Below are 17,353 nucleotides of genomic sequence, written 5' to 3' on the forward strand. Positions count from 1 at the left end.
ACACAGTTATTCTCTTTTATTTTATAAATCTGATAGATTTTTTATTATTCCGCAGGCTTTATAATTATTCAAAGGATAATATTCTATAGGGACATTTTTCTCTTGAGCTAATCTATATAAATGCTGTAAAACAGGATCATTTTTATAATTTTCACTTATTAAAAGCTTCCAAGGAACTCTTCTGAGCAATACTCTAGTAGCCTCTCCTATTCCTGGTTTTATAAAATTAATCTCTTTTATTCCAAATTTTTCTCCAATATTTAAAACTTCTTCAATGCCATTTTTACCTGTTACATTATTTATGTTTTTTATATTAAAATCAAAATATTTTTCTACCTCTTTTATAAACTTATAGGAAACATCTTCTTTTATCAAATCTGAATAATAAACTGCCCCATGAAAATCATTTTCAGCAATTATATCCTTTCTTAAAAAAGTTCTGCTGATAAGACCTGAAACTGTACTGTTAAGACATGAACTTGGAATCAATATATCTTCATGTGTTCCACATAATTCTGTAATATTTGCAGGATCTGATAACACTGCAAGTTCTGGAGATACTTCTTTATAATTTTCAAGAGATTTTTTTAATTCTGTAAGAATTGCTCCCTTTCCTATCCAGCCATCTACAAATTGAATATCTTCTGCTTTGTGTTTTTCAAGAATATATTTCATAGCATTGTGGTCTATTTCTTTTCCTCTAATTATTGATATAGAATAATGTTTAAGATTTTTCATTCCATATTTTCTATTGAGATAATGTTTTATTAGTATTCCAACAGGAATTCCTGCTCTTGCCAGAGAAACCAATACTACATTTTCTCCCTTTATTTTATATATTTTTTCTGCTGTAAGACATACTGCTTCTGCTGTTTGCTTTGAATAATTTTTTAAGGCTATGTCATACATTTCCATATATTTTTTAGTAGGTTTATATTCTACAGGAAGCATTTCAGAGTAATGTGTTCCTTCTTGTATTTTTTTTTCTCTTTCCTCAGTTGACATGGGCATTACCATATTGGTAATATCTTTCAACAATAGAATTACATCTTCAGTATTATAAGAAGTTTTCAATCTAAATCACTCCATTGAAATATAGAGATGTCATCACATTCATGTTCTTTCAAGGCAGCTATCAAACTTTTTATTCCTTCACCTTTTATTAATTTTGAGTCATGAATAATAATAACTTTATCATATTTCTTCAAATTATATAAATAGACTACTCTATTTTTGTCATAAAGACTTCTTAACTCATGCCTTAAATAAAGAGGATAGTCTTTTTCTCTACTTGGAAGAATAGGACTTCTAGTAACAGCATGAAATTTTACTTCATTACATTTGTATTCTTTTTCAATCTTTTCTCCTGTTATCATAGCTGGATACATAAACTCTTCTGTTCCCAGTACAAGAACATCTTTATTTTCAAATTCTTCTTTTTTTAATTCTTTTATTATTAATTCAGCTAGTTTATTGCAGTTTTTTTTATATACTCTGCTGTCTATTCCTAACTTAGCATCTACATATTCTTTTATGAAATATTCCTTAATTAAAAATTTTTCTGCAAACTTTAGGTCATATCTTCTTTCATTTTCATAACTGTATTTATTTAATTGATCATCATAATTTTCTGCTGATAGTTTTATTTCATATATACATTCTATTTGAGATTCATTAAATTTCTTCATATTTTCTTTATTCATACCATTGAGAATAGAAATTACTCCAAAGTTTAATTTCTTTTTTGGATATTGTTCTTCTAAAATATTTTTTATATTCCAAATGGTATTTCCTGTCGTTATTTCATCCTCAGCAAATATTATTCTATCAGTTTCTTCAATCATCTCTTTTAGATTATTTTTTACAAGCTTTTGTTCTACAGCGTGACTGTGAGCTTCTGAAAAAAATAAATATTCACTATTTTGTACAATTTCTCTAGTAGTATGTATATATTTTGTCCCTTCTGGACATTGGGCTGCTATAGTTGCACCAATAGCAGTAGCTGTTTCTGCAAAACCTATTACTAATAATTTTTCATTTGGATATTTATTTATTAATTTATTAGCTAATTTTTTAAATAATTCTAATGCTGCTGTTGGACTTACAGGTATATGTTTTCCTTGCAGAGGATTTACCAAAAGAAAGGTTCTCTTGTTATTGTTATCTCTTTTAGCTACTTTTACAAGATCCTCTTTATTATATGTTTTCTGCATTTTTTATTTCACTCCATATGTTTCTGCTAGTATCATTATCTTTTCAGCCCATTTTAAATGAACTTTTACTTCATTCATTCTTTCCCCAGAATTGCTTTTTCCTACTGCAAGTACATTATTTTTCCAGCTTGTTATTTCAAGTGCATCTTCATAATCTGATTGATCTACTATTAAGTTGTCATTTACTATAGTTATCTGATTAGGATGGATGACAGTTTTTCCTATAAACCCATTGATTTTGTCCAATTGGACTTCTTTTGCTAAACCTGTTTTCCATTCATCATTTTTACTGGCAAAATATTCCCATACAGGACCAGAAACTACATATTCTCTTGAGAAGACAGTAAGAATATCACTTAATATATTTCTTACAGGAGTTATATCATAAATACTTTGAGTATAATTACGACGTACTTTAAATTCTTTACAGAAATCATTGCCTCCTACTCTTATGTTAAGAACCATATCTTTTACTTCATTAATTTTCTTTTTAAGTTCATATAGATATTCACTTCTGGTGTTTAATTCAATAATTTCTGAGCTTTCAAGTATAGGCATCATATATATTGTCTTTTCAATTTCTTTGTTGATTTCTTTCATATATGAATTGTATTCATCTGCACATTCCAAAGAATATTTTGGAAAGATAAACCCTGTGAATAGAGTACTATATTCTTTTATTCTTCTAAAAATAGTCAGTATCTGTTCTGGTTTTCTTACTCTAATAAATATTTTTGGGCAGCTATTCCATTGAGGATTATTTTTTTTATATGTTTCTAATTCTTTGAAAGTTTTTATTACTTGTTCCTCAGCCGCTTCAACAATATCATCACTTATGGAATCTTCTAAACAAAGAGAAAGAGAATACTTGCCTTTAATTTTTTTTCCTATTATCATTTCAAATACTTTATCATTGATAGCAGGAGAATACATTAATGCTCCAACTGTATAAGCCATTTTTTCTCTATTATCTAACATTGATTTCCTCCAAATAATTTTTTTAGTCTTTACTCCCATCTTGCCATTTGAATCCCCATCCATATTGTTTATCACAATCTTGATGTCCTTTATGAAATGTAACCAGCTTTTTAACTGTTATTGAATCCTGACCATCAAACAGCAGTTCAGCTATTGCACAGAAATTTCTGTGATCATTTTGTTTTCCCATTTCTACAACTATACTTTCATTTCCAGGAACCTGAACAGTAACTACAGCATTTGTTGCAGTCCAATTAGGGGCACCTTCATAGATAAAAGTATATATAATAATTTTATGAATATTATTTATCCCCTTAGGGTTTACATAAATATTTTCTCCAGATTCACCACCTGCATTTCCTCTGTCATCTCCCTTGTGCCATATGAATGGAGCACTGCTGTAACAACCTTGATTTGTTCTTTGATCTCTATTTCCTCCTCTTCCCTGAGAAAACTGTAGCCCATCAATTATCATTTTTTCTCCATTGTTGAGCTCATAATAACATCCTAAATCTAAGTCTATTTCTTGATTTCCTCCCAAAAATGAGGCTAAAAATCCTTTCTTTTTAGATTCTTGAGACCAATTTAGATTAATTACTATCTCTTGTTTTCCAGCCATATGCTCTTTGCTTAAACTAATCTTGTGTTGATCTCCAAATTTTTCTAATTTTACTGCCATTTCCTTCCCCCTTCATTATTTTTTATCTATATAAACCCTTTGATGAAACCCAATATTGTCTTGTGATTTACAGCTAAATTTATATTTTGTCCTTTATCAAATCCCGCTGTAATTACTCCTATTAATTTGCCATTTAAATCTAGAAGAGCTCCCCCTGAACTTCCATGAGAAATAGGAGCTGTAAATTGGATCATATATAAATCATCAATCATACGAAAGCCTGATATTATCCCATCAGAAACAGAATTAAAAAGACCTAATGGACTTCCAATTGCTATTACTTTTTGGCCTCTTACCAGTTCTTTAGTATCTTGATAAAGCTTTATGTATTTATGAGTTTTTTCTATTTTTATTATTGCTAAATCATTTAAATCATGATATTTAACAATCTCATTAGTGAAATATATCTTATCATCATTTTCCAGTTGTACTCCAAAATAATATCCATTTGAAATAACATGAAAATTTGTGAGTATATTCCCATTATCATTAATAATAACTCCTGAACCAGTTTTAATGCATTCTTTTTTTCTATTGAATACACTTATCATAACAACTGATGAAGCTAATCTTGCAAGTTTTTCATATGATATTTCTTTTGTTTTGCTTTCTTCAACAGTATTTACTTCTTTTTTTTGTTCTGCTTTTTTCAGTGATTCATTTCTTTTTAGGTTCACTTTAACTGTATTATTTGCATTGGTTCTGCTGCTTTCTTTAGTGTGATTAACTTCAGCTTTATTTTTTATATTTTTTGCTAATAAATCTTCAATGAAAATATCTAATTTTTTACTATTTTCTTCCTCATATAAAGATGATAGTTTTAATAAATTTTCTGGTATATTTATTTTTTTCTTTTCTGAATCTAAATAAATGACATCACAACCTAAAAGCACCAGCATATACAAGAAAAGATATTCTTGAATCTTTAATTCCCCTAGATATACAGCTTTGGGAAAGCCTTTCATTTCTTCAGTATTTTTAAATATTTTTGGAAAATATTTTTCTATCCAATAGAGGAGCTTAATTCCAAAATTTTTTGTTATTGATTCATTTTGATTTTTTATTTTAAAATATATTTCAATTATCTTTCCATAAACTTCTTTTAATGTATATTCCCAACATTTATCTTGAAATTTAAACGGAAACTTTAAAGCATCTAATTTTTCAACATCATGATATGATAAATTCTTCCATTCCTCATAAATAATAGAATATTTTCCAATTAAATTATTTTCTATAAAGTTGTCTAAATCTTTCTCTATAAAAATTTCTGGTAAAAGACCTGAAATTTCTTCTATATAGGTTTTTTCACATTTTATTCCAAGATATCTAAAAAAATAGACATCTTTTTTATAATTAAAAAAACGTCCTGAAATATTTTTAAAGGATAAAATAGAAGTCAAGGCTATTGGATTTATTCTAACTTCTAATTTTTGTATTTGATTCATAATTTTTGCTGAATAAATAACTGCCTATCAGCTTCCCCCTTTTTGATAAGATTTATAAAGTAATAGCTTTATTGCTTATTAAAATAACTTTTTCTTAACTGTATCTATATAGTTTTTCATCAAAAAATTAATTAAGTTATGTTTCTATAGATAATATTGATTATTATTTTAAATAGTTAAAAAATAATAAAATTCATTTTAATATTATTTATAAATATTCAATATTTTTTTAATAATATAAATTTTTAACCATAATAAAACTATGACATGACACCCTGTTAATCCTAGTATTTTATCTTATCTTGTATTATTTACTATCCCATATAAATAATAGCATAAAAAGTATTTATTTCAAAATAATAAATTCAGTAAAATTTAGATTGATAAAAATTTAAATTATATTTATAATAAATTAAAAATTGATTTTGTGAGTTAAAAAGAGAATGTAAAAAAATTTAAATTAATACTATTTTATAATGAAAATACTATAAAACTTTTTTTCTTTTGAAATAAATTTAAATATCTTGAAGAGGAAGTTAAATATTTAAGAATGGAGAATAAATTTTAAAAAAAGTTAATACATTTCTAATTATTGATGAGGTAAGAGATAGATATTCTTTAAGCTCATTATGTCATTTTGCTATGCATTCGAGAAGTGAATATTATGAGTGGAAAAATAGAACTAGAACTCTTTATAAAAGAGCTGAACAAAATATTGAAATAACAGCACTGATACTTGAATGTCATAAAAAAGTCAGAGGGATATATGGCAATGAAAGACTTCAAATTTTTCTTTTTTCATATATTTATCTTAATTTTTACTTTATTTTTAAAACTTCCCACAACTAAAATAAGAAAATTAAATATAAAGCTCCTTCATGATTTTTTAGATAAGCAAAAAATAAAAAATCATCTTTTAAATTTAAGTGAAGACTTTAAATCTAAAGATGAATTTCTGATAAAAAATATATTAGAAACATTCATTGAAAAAGTTACTGTCTACAACAATCGTGTTGTTATTGACATGAAAATTTTTTCAATGATGGACATGGCTAGAAATGGTGGAGATGACGGGAATCGAACCCGTGTCCGAAATTACCAGCGCCATAGGCTTCTACAAGCTTAGTCTGCTATTAGATTTCGCAGTAGTTAATCCCACAGACAGGGCTAACTAAAGCTATCCTCTGGAATGTCCCCTATAACTTAGAGAAATCATTTAGGGTAATCTGTATTTTTGTGACACCTTGGCTGAACACATTTACAGAAGAATATGTTCAAAGGTGAGCTGACATTAAGCAGCTAAAGCGTAATTTCTATTTCCATCTAAACGATGAGTTGACCTCTCACAGCGGTCACCCTGGCCTGCTACCTATAACCTGAGAACCCCGTCGAAACCTTTGCATCCCCATTATTCAATTTTTATGCTACATTAAAGTATAGCATATTTTAAAATTTTTTTCAATTTTATCTTTCTTTTGCTATCCTTTGAAGATCTCTTTCTACATCTTTTTTAGCTAAACTTTCTCTCTTATCATAGTTTTTCTTACCTCTTGCCAGAGCTATTTCCAGTTTTACATATCCCTTAGACATATGAACATTTAAAGGAACAATAGTATATCCTTTTTGAGATACTTTCTCATGAAGTTTTCTTATTTCTTTCTTATGCAGAAGAAGTTTTCTTACTCTTCTTTCATCTGGGTTATATACACTTCCGAATCCCCATGGAACTATTGACATTCCCATAATAAAAATTTCTCCATTTATTATTCTTATAAAAGATTCTTTTATGCTTATTTTTCCAGCTTTTGCAGATTTCACTTCACTTCCCACTAACTCAATACCGGCTTCAAATTTATCTTCTATGAAATAATCGAAAAATGCTTTCTTATTTCCTGCTAGTATCATTTTTTCCTCCTAAATCTATATTATCTAATATATTATATCAAATTATATAGTTTTCTCCTATATTTAATCTTTATTATACTCCTTTTCTCTTCAAATTCAAAACCTATTTCTTACAGTGGTTTAAAGAAATAATTTTTCTAAATTTTTTTATTTATTCCCTACAAACTTTTCAAAAGAAATGGTAAAATATATATTAGAAAGATAAAATCATTTTAAAATATATGGGAATGGGAGGAAATACTATGTTTTTTGGTGCAATAGAAGCTGGTGGAACAAAATTCGTATGTGGAATAGGAACTAAATCTGGGGAATTAATAGAGAGAGTTTCTTTTCCTACAGAACTACCACATGAAACAATGAAAAATGTTATCTCTTTTTTTAAAGGGAAGGATATAGAAGCAATTGGAATAGGATGCTTTGGACCTATCGATTTAAATAAAGGCTCTGAAACCTATGGTTATATAACTTCCACTCCTAAAACTGCATGGAAAAATTTCAATCTTGTTGGAGAAATTAAAAAGAACTTTGATATCCCAGTATATTTTGATACAGATGTAAATGCTGCTGCTTTTGGTGAATACGTATGGGGAGCTGGAAAAGACTTAAAAAGTTCTATCTACCTTACTGTAGGAACTGGAATAGGAGGAGGAGCAGTAGTTGAAGGAAAACTTGTCCATGGAATGCTTCACCCAGAGATGGGGCATATTTTTGTCAACAGACACCCTAGAGATAAATTTGTTGGAAACTGTCCATTTCATGGTGGAAACTGTCTGGAAGGTATGGCTTCAGGTCCAGCTCTTGAGAGAAGATGGGGCATGAAAGGGGTAGATATTCCAGATGATCATCCTGCTTGGGAAATGGAAGGATACTATATTGCTCATGCTCTTGTAAATTATATTCTTGTTCTTTCACCTGAAAAAATAATGCTAGGTGGGGGAGTAATGAGAGAGAAACATCTTTTCCCTATAATCAGAAAAAAAGTGGTTCAGCTTTTAAATGGATATATCCAAACTGAAAGTATTTTGAAGAATATTGATGAATATATTGTGCCACCAGCTCTTGGAGAAGATGCTGGAATTTTAGGAGCTTTGGCTCTTTGTTTTAAATAAAAGTAAAGGGTACTCAAAATCAGAGTACCCTTATTTTTTATTCACATTTTTTAATAGTTGTTTCATTTCTTTTTTATATTTAAATGCTAAAATTGAAAATATATTGATGATGTCTAATAATTATTATCCCAGCAAATATAAAATTCATTCTTTAATTACTCAACTATTAAAATAAATTATTTAAAAAAATTATTTTCTATTCTTTACATCTTTCTTGTCAAAAAGTTTTCTTCTCTCAGTTGATTGAATAAATAATTTTTTCATTCCTTCAACATCTTCATTTACAAGCTTTTCTCTGAAATTATCCAGTTCTGCTGCAAAGTCGTCTATTTCTTTTATCAAAACTTCTTTGTTTAAAAGAAAAAGTTCACTCCATAAAACTTCATTTATTTTAGCTATTCTAGTAAGATCTCTAAATGAATCTCCTGTATATTCTACAAGATGTGTATTATCATTTGTATTCATAAGGGATACAGCTATCACATGAGTTAGCTGAGATACAAAACCAATCATTTTATCATGTTCTTCCAAAGAAAGCTGAGTTATATTTCTAAAGCCAAGTATTTTCCCAAGTTCCTTTCCAAATTCTATTCCCTGAATTGTATTTTTTTCTGTAGGAGTAACAATAAAGTTAGCTATTTCAAAAATAGTTTCGTCACTGTTTCTTACTCCACTCACTTCTTTTCCTGCCATTGGATGAGAGCTGATAAACTCAACATCTCTAGGTAACCTTTCTTGTACTTTATTAACTATACCTCTTTTTACACCACTTACATCAGTAATTATACAGCCTTTTTTAAAATATTTTTGATTTCTTTCTATCCATTCTACCATAGTAGTAGGATAAAGTCCTGATATTATCACATCTGCTTTTTCTATCAATGATTTATAATCAGAAACTGCTCCTTCATCTATTATTTTATTTTCAAGAGCATATTCTATACTATCTTCATTTATATCAACAGCACTTACAAAGTAACCTTTTTTCTTGAGAGCTTTTGCATAAGCCCCTCCTAAAAGTCCCAATCCTACAATTAAGAATTTCATATTTTTATTTGCCATAGTATTCAACCTTTATCCCTATCTTCTCTATATCTTCAAAAAAATCTGGGTAAGACTTTTCCACAGCCTCTGCTCCATCTATGATGACTGGTTTTTTCATAATAGTTGCTGCCACTGCCAGACTCATAACTATTCTGTGATCTTTATGTCCTGCTGTTTCTATTCCACCATCATATATTTTTTTACCAGATATAAAAATCTCATCTTCAGTAGTTTTTATTTCCACTCCCAGCTTTAAAAGTTCCTCTTCCATAGCTGCTATTCTGTCGCTTTCCTTATACCTTAATCTTCCTGCATTATAGATTCTGAACTTTCCATCTCCATACATTCCCAATACATTAAGTATTGGTCCTAGATCTGGACAGTCAGCAAGATCTATTTCACAACTTTTGGGAATACTCTTATAAATAAGATATCCTCCCTCAATATTTTCTATTTTTATTCCAGCATTTCTTAATATTTCTATTATAGCCTTATCTCCCTGACTGGATTCACGATTCAGCCCAAGACATTCAATATCATTATTTATTGCTCCCAGTACTGCAAAAAAACCAAGTTGTGAAAAATCTCCCTCTATTGTATAATCACAAGGTTTATATTTCTGATTTCCTTTAATTTTAAAAGTAAGTTCATCTGTCTGAGATATTTCTATTCCATATCTTTTCAGCATTTCAAGAGTAAGCTCTATATATGAAGCTGATTCAAAAGGAGGTTTTATTTTTATTTCAGAATCTTCTTCCAGCAGAGGAAGAGTAAAAAGAAGTCCGCTTATAAATTGTGAGCTTATATTTCCATCTATCACATATGTTCCAGCTTTCAATTTACCTTCTATTTCCATTTTAGTTTCATCATGGAAATAATGCAATTTCTGTTCTTTAAATATATCCTCATATATTTTTTGAGGTCTTTTAAGAAGTCTGTTCTTTCCAAGAAAAGTTATTTTTTTTCCAGTGAGAGAAAATATAGGTATAAAAAATCTCAAAGTTGAACCAGATTCATTACAATTTATTATTTCATCTGAAATTTTTGTAATATCTTTTATTCCATCTATAATGAGAATATCTCCATTTTCTTCTATTTCAGCTCCTAATTTCCTCATTCCCTCAATAGTTGTTTTTATATCATCAGAATAAGCTACATTTTTTATGACACTTCTCCCTGCTGCTAATGAAGCACATATTATTGCCCTATGCCCCATACTTTTAGAAGGTGGTATAATTGTCTGCCCACTGCATTTTGATGGATATATTTTTACTTTCATCTCTTTATTTCCTCCTTACAGCAAGTTCTACATATCTCTTCCAATGACTTTTGCTATTTTTCTTCCCTGTTCTATCAAATGTTTGAATTTTTTAGGTTTTAATGATTGAGCTCCATCGCTCCAAGCATGCTCAGGATCATTATGTACCTCTATAATAAGTCCATCTGCCCCTGCAGCAATAGCTGCCAATGCCATTGATTCTACATATTCCCAGTTTCCAGTAGCATGAGAAGGATCAATTATTATAGGAAGATGTGTTTTCTGTTTGATAATAGGTATTACACTAAGATCAAGTGTATTTCTAGTATATTTTTCAAATGTACGAATACCTCTTTCACACAGTATTACATTTTCATTTCCTCCAGCCATTATGTATTCTGCTGACATTATCCATTCCTCTATAGTGTTTGAAAGTCCTCTTTTTAAAAGAATAGGTTTATTTATTTTCCCAACAGCTTTTAGTAAATCAAAGTTCTGCATATTTCTTGCCCCTATTTGAATAAGGTCTACATTTTCAACGAATTCATCTATCTTATCTGCACTCATAAGTTCACTTACTATTGGAAGTCCATAAGTTTCTCTTGCTTTCACCAGACATTGTATTCCTTCACTTGCCATTCCCTGAAAAGCATATGGTGATGTACGAGGTTTGTAAGCTCCACCTCTAAGCATAGAAGCTCCTGCCTCTTTTACTTCTTTAGCTATCTCCATAACAGAGCATTCTCCCTCTACAGAACAAGGACCTCCTATTACAGCTATTTTCTGACCTGCTCCTATCTTGATTCCTGCCACATCTATAATACTGTCTTCTGGGTGAAAAAGTCTGTTGGCTTTCTTATATGGTGCTGCTATCCTAGTTACATCTTCAACATATGGATTTGCCTTCAATGCTTTTTCATCTATTTTTGTTGTATCTCCTACAATACCAAATACATTGTAGTTTTCTCCTGATATAAGAGTTACAGCTACATCATTTTTGCTTTCTAAAGCCTCAATCATCTTTTGAATCTCTTCTTGTGGTGCATTCTTTTTTAAAGTTATTATCATTTTTGTTCCCCCTCAGCTTTTATGCTTTAATTTTTATTTTTTATCTGTCATCCACATATACCCATATCTCATACATATGAGATCAAGCAGTCCAAATGCTGTCATAGAATCTATAACTACTCTTGCTCTATGTATTATAGCTGGGTCATGCCTTCCTTCAATATTAAATTTTACATTTTCTCCTTTAGATATATCTATGCTTTCCTGCTCTTTATATATTGATGGTGTAGGTTTTACAGCAGTTCTCATTATAAGTGGCATAGAATTTGTTATCCCTCCATTGATACCTCCATTATTATTTGTTTTTGTTTTTACTTTTCCATTTTCATAATAGAAACTGTCATTAGCTTCACTTCCATACATATCTGTCATTCTAAAACCACCTCCAAATTCTATTCCTTTTACTGCTGGTATAGAATATATAAGATGAGAAAGTACACTTTCTACAGAATTAAAATATGGTTCCCCTATTCCAGCTGGCAATCCTGTCACAGCAGTTTCTAATATTCCTCCTACTGAATCTAGTTCCTCTCCAGCTTTTTCTATTATGTTTTTCATTTTTTCTTCTGCATCTTTTTCCAGTACAGGAAAATATTTTTCATTTACTTCTTTGATTTCCTTTAAAAGTATTATTTCATTTGATGAAAAATCTTTATCTCTTTCATTTTTACATTTTAATATATGAGTTCCTATTTCTATTTCCTTAGATTTAAGTATCTGAATAAATATTGCCCCTGCTGCTACCAGAGGTGCTGTTGTTCTTCCAGAAAAATGTCCTCCCCCTCTATAGTCCTGATACCCCATATATTTTATATCTGCTGTATAATCAGCATGAGAAGGTCTCATTATGCTTTTAGTTTTTTCATAATCTCTGCTCAGCTGTGATTTATTTTCAATTATAAGGCATAGTGGTGTACCAGTTGTATATCCATTGAAATATCCACTTACTATTTTGAAATCATCTGCTTCATGTCTTTGAGTTGATATTTTCCCTTTTGGCTTTCTTTTTTCCAGCTGCTGCTGTATAAAATCAGTATCTAATTTTATTCCAGGAGCCAAGCCATCTATCACTATTCCAATAGCTGTTCCATGTGATTCTCCAAAAAGACTGAGCTTTATACTATTTCCTATTGTACTCTGCATTTTTCCTCCTCTTATTTAAGATAATTTTTACACTCTTCTATTGGAACTTTTACTAATTCAGCTTTTCCCAGCTCTTTTACCTTTACCAAAGTTATTTTATCTTGATCAGCTTTTTTATCTTTAAGCATAAGTTCAAACACTTTTTCTCTGTCATATTCTATATCTGTATCTATATTCATTTTCTTCAATATTTTTTTAGTTCTCTCTCTTAAATCCTCATCCTCTATCATAGGAAGCATTCCTATAGCTACTCCTTCTCCATGAAGTACATCTTTCAAATGAAAGAACCCCTCTATTCCATGCCCTACAGTGTGTCCAAAGTTTAATATCTTTCTCAGATTTTCTTCTTTTTCATCTTTCTCTACCACATCTTTTTTTACCAAGAGAGCTCTGTATATTATCTCCTGAAGATTATCATTTATGTTTTTATTTTCAAATATCTCAAAAAGCTCTTTGTCATATATCAGCCCTGCCTTCAATGCTTCCACCAGTCCATTGTAATAGTGCCTTTCAGGAAGAGTTTCCAAAACTTCTAAATCTATAAATACCCCTTTTGGCTGATAAAAAGCTCCTATTATATTTTTAGTATCTCCAAGATTTATTGCAGTCTTTCCTCCAATAGAGCTATCTATCTGCGACAGTGTAGTAGTTGGAATATTTATAAAATCTATCCCCCTCATATAAGAAGCTGCTGTAAAACCTCCTAAATCTCCAATTACTCCTCCACCAAGAGCTATTATCAAATCATTTCTATGAAATCCCAGATCAAGAAGTTTTTTGCATACTTCTTCAAATACTTTAAAACTTTTTGCCCCTTCTCCATGCTCTACAGCTATAGAGTATCCATTTGGACACTGAAATTTTATTATATCTATATATTTTTGAGGAACTCCCTTATCTGTCACTATCATAACTTTTCTATCTAAATTTATATATTCTTTTATTTTATGAAGTATTCCTTTTTCAATATGAATATCATAACTTTTTTCTTTAAGCTCCACTCTCAGTTTCATAAAAATCCTCCTTATATTTTTCTCAAATATAAAAAAAAGCATTCAATTCCTTGAATGCTTCGCCTTGATACAACAAAAGACCATAAGGGCTTTATGGTTGTATCAAGGCTATCTAAAATAAAATCTGAATACTATATTGTCTGCTTTTTTATCTCTCATAAGTTACCACTCCGAAAAAACGAATTTTATTTATAATAAACCTATATTAAAAATTTTGCAACACTTTTTTTAAATTTTTTGAAACTTTAATTTTTATATTCTACAGAACTCCCTATTTTTACTAACTTTTCAAGCTTTTAAGAAAAACAAAAAAATTTTATGTAGAATGTCACATAAAATAGTGCTATAATAATTTCAAAATTTAAAGGGGGAGTAAATTATGAATAAACTGGAAGAAGCAAGAAAAGTCATAAATGAAGTAGATAAAGAAGTAGCAGCCCTTTTCCAAAAAAGAATGCAGGCTGTAGAAGATGTCATTTTATACAAACTGGAAAATAATATGCCTATTTTCGATGGGGGAAGAGAAAAGCAGGTGATAGAAAAAAACTGTGCTTATATCACAGAGGAAAAATATATTGAATCATATAAGGAATTTATTCAGAATCTTATGGATACTTCTAAAAGATATCAGGCTACTATTATTAATAAAGGTGTAGTTGCATACCAAGGAACCATGGGTGCTTTTTCCCATATAGCATCAAAAAAAGTTTTTCCTGATTCAAAATTAAAATCATTTGCAACTTTTGAAGATGTCTTTAAAACAGTTGCTGATGGTGGTGCTGCATATGGTGTTATTCCTTTTGAAAATTCATTTACAGGAGAAGTGGGAGAAGTCCTTGATCTTCTTTTAAAATACGATTGCCACATCTCTGGAATTTATGACCTTAAAATAGATCAAAATTTATTGGGACTAAAAAATGCTGAAATAAAAGACATAGAAAAGGTTTACTCACATCATCAGGCATTATCTCAATGCCAGACATTCTTAAAAGGAACTAATTTTGAGGCTATCCCTTACCCTAATACTGCCCTTGCAGCCAAATTTGTAAGTGAAGCTGGAGATATACACAAAGCTGCTATTGCCAGCAGAGAAACTGCAGAACTTTATGGTTTAAAAATTTTAGTAGAGAATATAAATACAAGTATAGAAAATACTACAAGATTTATTATATTAACTAAAAAGCTTGAAGAAAAGGGAGATAGATTTAATCTTTTATTTACTGTTGACCACAATGCAGGACAGCTTGCACATATCATTCAGATAGTAGCTGAACATGGGTTCAATATGGAAAGCATCAAATCTCGTTCTCTTCATAATCTTCCTTGGCAGTACTTCTTCTATGTAGAAATAGTAGGAGAATTAAAAGAACAGAGAACAAAAGATTTGATAGATGCTATGAGAAAAAATTGTAAAGACCTTAAAATATTAGGAAGTTACTCTGTAAAATAATAAAACTTCAAAATTATATTTTCTAAAATAAACAGTAATTTTCTTTATATTCTCCTAAATCTGCAATTATTTTCTATTTTATTCCAAATACAAGTAGATTAAAAATATGAATTACTATATAATATTTTAAATACTTAAAAATTTTTGAAAATATATATAAATAATAGGAGATGGGGGAGAGAAAATGAATATATTATTTGAAAATAGATATTACTCTGATAAAAAAGTTTTACTTGAATATGTGAAAGATGTCCATTGTAAATATCCTCGAATAATTGGATTTTTATTTATGATTGTTGCAATACTCTATACTTATCTTATATTATTTAAAATGAGAAGCTTACGTTTTGTTATGGCTGTACTGACTATATTCATTTTCATCATTTCATTACGATTAATTTTCTATCATTTAGTTTATCTGAAAAATATGAAAAAATCTTCTCTTAATCTGCATAATGGTCAGTCACCTGAATCTGTTCTGCAATTTATGGATAATAGCATTGCTTTAAAAGAAGGTAAGGTATCAATGGAGTTTGAATATAATCAAATCAAAAAAATAAAAGAGTATAAGTTAGCCTATGTCTTAATGATTGGGAAAAAACAGGGATTAATATTAAAAAAAGATAGTTTTGCAATTGGAACTTTTGAAGAATTTAAAAAATTTATAACTGAAAAAGTCAAATAAAATAACTTTTAATTATAATAAAAGAGGTTGACCAAAATTAAGATAAATATTGGAGTTCTATAAATTAGAAAGGTTTGTTTATTTAGCAACAAACCCTCCCACTTAAAAAACTCTAAAATTATACTTTTCTTATGAGTCAACCTCTTTTATATATTAATATGTTTTTTAAATTAATTCTCTTCCTGACTTTATATTATATCTTTCTTTTATAAATTTTATTCCAATTTTAATAAGCTCTCTTTCTATCTCTACCTTTTTTTCTACATCAGTGATACTTGTTATCTCCATCACCTTAGAATCTCCTACTACCCTTCTAATGATTTCCATACCTGCTGCACCTACTGAGTCTGCCATTATTTGATTTAAATACCAGTTTTCAAATTCTTCATTTATGTAAAGAGGATCTTTCACTATCTTCTTATACTTTTTATGAAATTTTATAATAAACATATCAAATATATCTGCAATAGCTTTAGAAAGCCATTCTATAAACTTTTCTTTCTTTTCTCCTGATTCCATGAGATATTTTCTATTTATCAAAGGAAAGAATAAGTTTCCAATAACATTTCCAATGTCATAGCCCATAGGACCATAGAAAGAAAATTCTGGGTCGATAACTTTCATTCCTTTTTCATTAATGAATATAGAACCTGAATGAAGATCACCATGAATAAGAGCTTGTGCATTATTCATAAAATTATTTTTTAGTTTTGCTGCTTCAACATGAAGTTCTTTATCATCATATAAGTATTTTTTTACAAATTCCATATTTTCTGGAATAACAATATTTCTGTTTCTGTCATTTACATAAGGCTCTGTAAATACAAGACATTCTGATATGTCACATAGTTCTTTATTTATAAAAGCTTTTACCCTGTCTTTTTTCTCTCCTCTATCCAATACCAAATCTGTTGTTGGAAGAAGTGTATCTGCTAGAAAACTGCTTATTTCATCAGCAAAATTATTAAATATCTTTCCATCCATGAGTTCTTTTCTTAAATTCTTATACTCAGAAATATCTTCCATCACTATTACACACATAATATCATCATAACGATATATCTCTGGTACAAATTCAGGAGCATATTCCCCTTCCAGCTTCAGTATTTCTGCTTCAATTCTGCTTCTATCTAAATCAAGAGGGCGCCCAGAAGAACGTAAAAATTTATCTGCCTGTTTTAATACAACAGACTTTCCAGTTTTATCTTCTACTACTCTGAAAATATAGTTTATATTTCCATCTCCAATTTCTTCCCCTCTTAATTCAGCTTCATTTGAAAAAATTCCAAAATACTTTGTATATTCAACAGCATCTGCTACTGACATACGAAAATGTTCTAAGTATTTATTCATAGTCTTC

General features: G+C 29.3%; 15 protein-coding genes and 1 other RNA gene. 3 read left to right on the forward strand and 13 right to left on the reverse strand.

Going from position 1 to position 17,353, the window contains the following annotated elements:
- Nucleotides 1-21: 21 nt before the first annotated feature.
- The 7 genes from E0E45_RS12750 to smpB all read right to left on the reverse strand — a co-directional run bounded on the left by E0E45_RS12750 (nt 22) and on the right by smpB (nt 7,223).
- Nucleotides 22-1,074 carry a cysteine protease StiP family protein gene (locus E0E45_RS12750; RefSeq protein ID WP_130891524.1) on the reverse strand — a complete coding sequence of 351 codons (1,053 nt, stop codon included), beginning with the start codon at nt 1,072-1,074 and terminating at the stop codon, nt 22-24.
- Nucleotides 1,071-2,213 carry a phosphoribosyltransferase domain-containing protein gene (locus tag E0E45_RS12755; RefSeq protein ID WP_130891525.1) on the reverse strand — a complete coding sequence of 381 codons (1,143 nt, stop codon included), beginning with the start codon at nt 2,211-2,213 and terminating at the stop codon, nt 1,071-1,073. The genes E0E45_RS12750 and E0E45_RS12755 overlap by 4 nt, the downstream gene beginning before the upstream one ends.
- A 3-nt stretch (nt 2,214-2,216) precedes the next feature.
- Nucleotides 2,217-3,191 carry an HpcH/HpaI aldolase/citrate lyase family protein gene (locus tag E0E45_RS12760; RefSeq protein WP_172604193.1) on the reverse strand — a complete coding sequence of 325 codons (975 nt, stop codon included), beginning with the start codon at nt 3,189-3,191 and terminating at the stop codon, nt 2,217-2,219.
- Nucleotides 3,192-3,213: 22 nt separating this feature from the next.
- On the reverse strand, nt 3,214-3,870 hold the full coding sequence (locus tag E0E45_RS12765) for a stress protein (RefSeq protein WP_130891527.1): 657 nt from the start codon (nt 3,868-3,870) through the stop codon (nt 3,214-3,216).
- Between the two features lie 26 nt (nt 3,871-3,896).
- A complete protein-coding gene (locus E0E45_RS12770) occupies nt 3,897-5,318 on the reverse strand; it encodes a trypsin-like peptidase domain-containing protein (RefSeq protein ID WP_130891528.1) in 1,422 nt (473 codons plus the stop codon).
- A gap of 1,059 nt (nt 5,319-6,377) precedes the next feature.
- Nucleotides 6,378-6,725: a transfer-messenger RNA gene (ssrA, locus tag E0E45_RS12775) on the reverse strand.
- Nucleotides 6,726-6,782: 57 nt separating this feature from the next.
- Nucleotides 6,783-7,223, reverse strand: a complete 441-nt coding sequence (gene smpB, locus E0E45_RS12780) for an SsrA-binding protein SmpB (RefSeq protein WP_130891529.1) — start codon at nt 7,221-7,223, stop codon at nt 6,783-6,785.
- Nucleotides 7,224-7,465: 242 nt separating this feature from the next.
- Here smpB and E0E45_RS12785 point away from each other — a divergent pair, with 242 nt between their 5' ends.
- A complete protein-coding gene (locus E0E45_RS12785; protein WP_130891530.1) occupies nt 7,466-8,332 on the forward strand; it encodes an ROK family protein in 867 nt (288 codons plus the stop codon).
- Between the two features lie 189 nt (nt 8,333-8,521).
- On the opposite strand, the gene E0E45_RS12790 is transcribed toward E0E45_RS12785, so the two are convergent.
- Genes E0E45_RS12790 through aroB form a run of 5 tightly spaced genes read right to left on the reverse strand, consistent with a single transcriptional unit; the run spans nt 8,522 to nt 13,858 of the window.
- Complete coding sequence (locus E0E45_RS12790) at nt 8,522-9,394, reverse strand: prephenate dehydrogenase (RefSeq protein ID WP_130891531.1); 873 nt, start codon at nt 9,392-9,394, stop codon at nt 8,522-8,524.
- Nucleotides 9,384-10,655: a 3-phosphoshikimate 1-carboxyvinyltransferase gene (gene aroA / locus E0E45_RS12795; protein ID WP_130891532.1), complete on the reverse strand. Its 1,272-nt coding sequence runs from the start codon at nt 10,653-10,655 to the stop codon at nt 9,384-9,386. Before aroA ends, E0E45_RS12790 begins: the two co-directional genes overlap by 11 nt.
- Before the next feature lie 27 nt (nt 10,656-10,682).
- Nucleotides 10,683-11,702, reverse strand: coding sequence for a 3-deoxy-7-phosphoheptulonate synthase (aroF, locus tag E0E45_RS12800; protein WP_096401512.1), 1,020 nt, complete (start codon nt 11,700-11,702; stop codon nt 10,683-10,685).
- A gap of 33 nt (nt 11,703-11,735) precedes the next feature.
- Nucleotides 11,736-12,845 carry a chorismate synthase gene (gene aroC / locus E0E45_RS12805; protein WP_130891533.1) on the reverse strand — a complete coding sequence of 370 codons (1,110 nt, stop codon included), beginning with the start codon at nt 12,843-12,845 and terminating at the stop codon, nt 11,736-11,738.
- 11 nt (nt 12,846-12,856) lie between these two features.
- Entirely contained in the window at nt 12,857-13,858 is a 1,002-nt protein-coding gene (aroB, locus tag E0E45_RS12810; protein WP_130891534.1) for a 3-dehydroquinate synthase, read from the reverse strand.
- A 379-nt stretch (nt 13,859-14,237) separates the two neighbouring features.
- Between aroB and E0E45_RS12815 the strand changes: the two genes are divergently transcribed.
- Both E0E45_RS12815 and E0E45_RS12820 read left to right on the forward strand, forming a co-directional pair.
- Nucleotides 14,238-15,308, forward strand: coding sequence for a chorismate mutase (locus E0E45_RS12815; protein ID WP_130891535.1), 1,071 nt, complete (start codon nt 14,238-14,240; stop codon nt 15,306-15,308).
- Between the two features lie 184 nt (nt 15,309-15,492).
- Entirely contained in the window at nt 15,493-15,993 is a 501-nt protein-coding gene (locus E0E45_RS12820) for a YcxB family protein (protein WP_130891536.1), read from the forward strand.
- A gap of 165 nt (nt 15,994-16,158) precedes the next feature.
- On the opposite strand, the gene mtnK is transcribed toward E0E45_RS12820, so the two are convergent.
- Nucleotides 16,159-17,346 (reverse strand): S-methyl-5-thioribose kinase, encoded by a 1,188-nt coding sequence (mtnK, locus tag E0E45_RS12825; protein WP_130891537.1) that lies wholly within the window; start codon nt 17,344-17,346, stop codon nt 16,159-16,161.
- Nucleotides 17,347-17,353 lie beyond the last annotated feature (7 nt).

Source organism: Fusobacterium ulcerans ATCC 49185, from assembly GCF_900683735.1.
Classification (GTDB): Bacteria; Fusobacteriota; Fusobacteriia; order Fusobacteriales; family Fusobacteriaceae; genus Fusobacterium_A; species Fusobacterium_A ulcerans_A.

Excerpts from the sequence above, each read along its gene's own strand:
- E0E45_RS12770 (WP_130891528.1), bottom strand. The coding sequence starts at position 5,318 with ATGAATCAAATACAAAAATTAGAAGTTAGAATAAATCCAATAGCCTTG.
- E0E45_RS12815 (WP_130891535.1), top strand. The coding sequence starts at position 14,238 with ATGAATAAACTGGAAGAAGCAAGAAAAGTCATAAATGAAGTAGATAAA.
- aroA (WP_130891532.1), bottom strand. The coding sequence starts at position 10,655 with ATGAAAGTAAAAATATATCCATCAAAATGCAGTGGGCAGACAATTATA.
- E0E45_RS12790 (WP_130891531.1), bottom strand. The coding sequence starts at position 9,394 with ATGGCAAATAAAAATATGAAATTCTTAATTGTAGGATTGGGACTTTTA.
- E0E45_RS12785 (WP_130891530.1), top strand. The coding sequence starts at position 7,466 with ATGTTTTTTGGTGCAATAGAAGCTGGTGGAACAAAATTCGTATGTGGA.
- smpB (WP_130891529.1), bottom strand. The coding sequence starts at position 7,223 with ATGATACTAGCAGGAAATAAGAAAGCATTTTTCGATTATTTCATAGAA.
- E0E45_RS12765 (WP_130891527.1), bottom strand. The coding sequence starts at position 3,870 with ATGGCAGTAAAATTAGAAAAATTTGGAGATCAACACAAGATTAGTTTA.
- E0E45_RS12755 (WP_130891525.1), bottom strand. The coding sequence starts at position 2,213 with ATGCAGAAAACATATAATAAAGAGGATCTTGTAAAAGTAGCTAAAAGA.
- aroF (WP_096401512.1), bottom strand. The coding sequence starts at position 11,702 with ATGATAATAACTTTAAAAAAGAATGCACCACAAGAAGAGATTCAAAAG.
- aroB (WP_130891534.1), bottom strand. The coding sequence starts at position 13,858 with ATGAAACTGAGAGTGGAGCTTAAAGAAAAAAGTTATGATATTCATATT.
- E0E45_RS12820 (WP_130891536.1), top strand. The coding sequence starts at position 15,493 with ATGAATATATTATTTGAAAATAGATATTACTCTGATAAAAAAGTTTTA.
- E0E45_RS12760 (WP_172604193.1), bottom strand. The coding sequence starts at position 3,191 with ATGTTAGATAATAGAGAAAAAATGGCTTATACAGTTGGAGCATTAATG.
- mtnK (WP_130891537.1), bottom strand. The coding sequence starts at position 17,346 with ATGAATAAATACTTAGAACATTTTCGTATGTCAGTAGCAGATGCTGTT.
- aroC (WP_130891533.1), bottom strand. The coding sequence starts at position 12,845 with ATGCAGAGTACAATAGGAAATAGTATAAAGCTCAGTCTTTTTGGAGAA.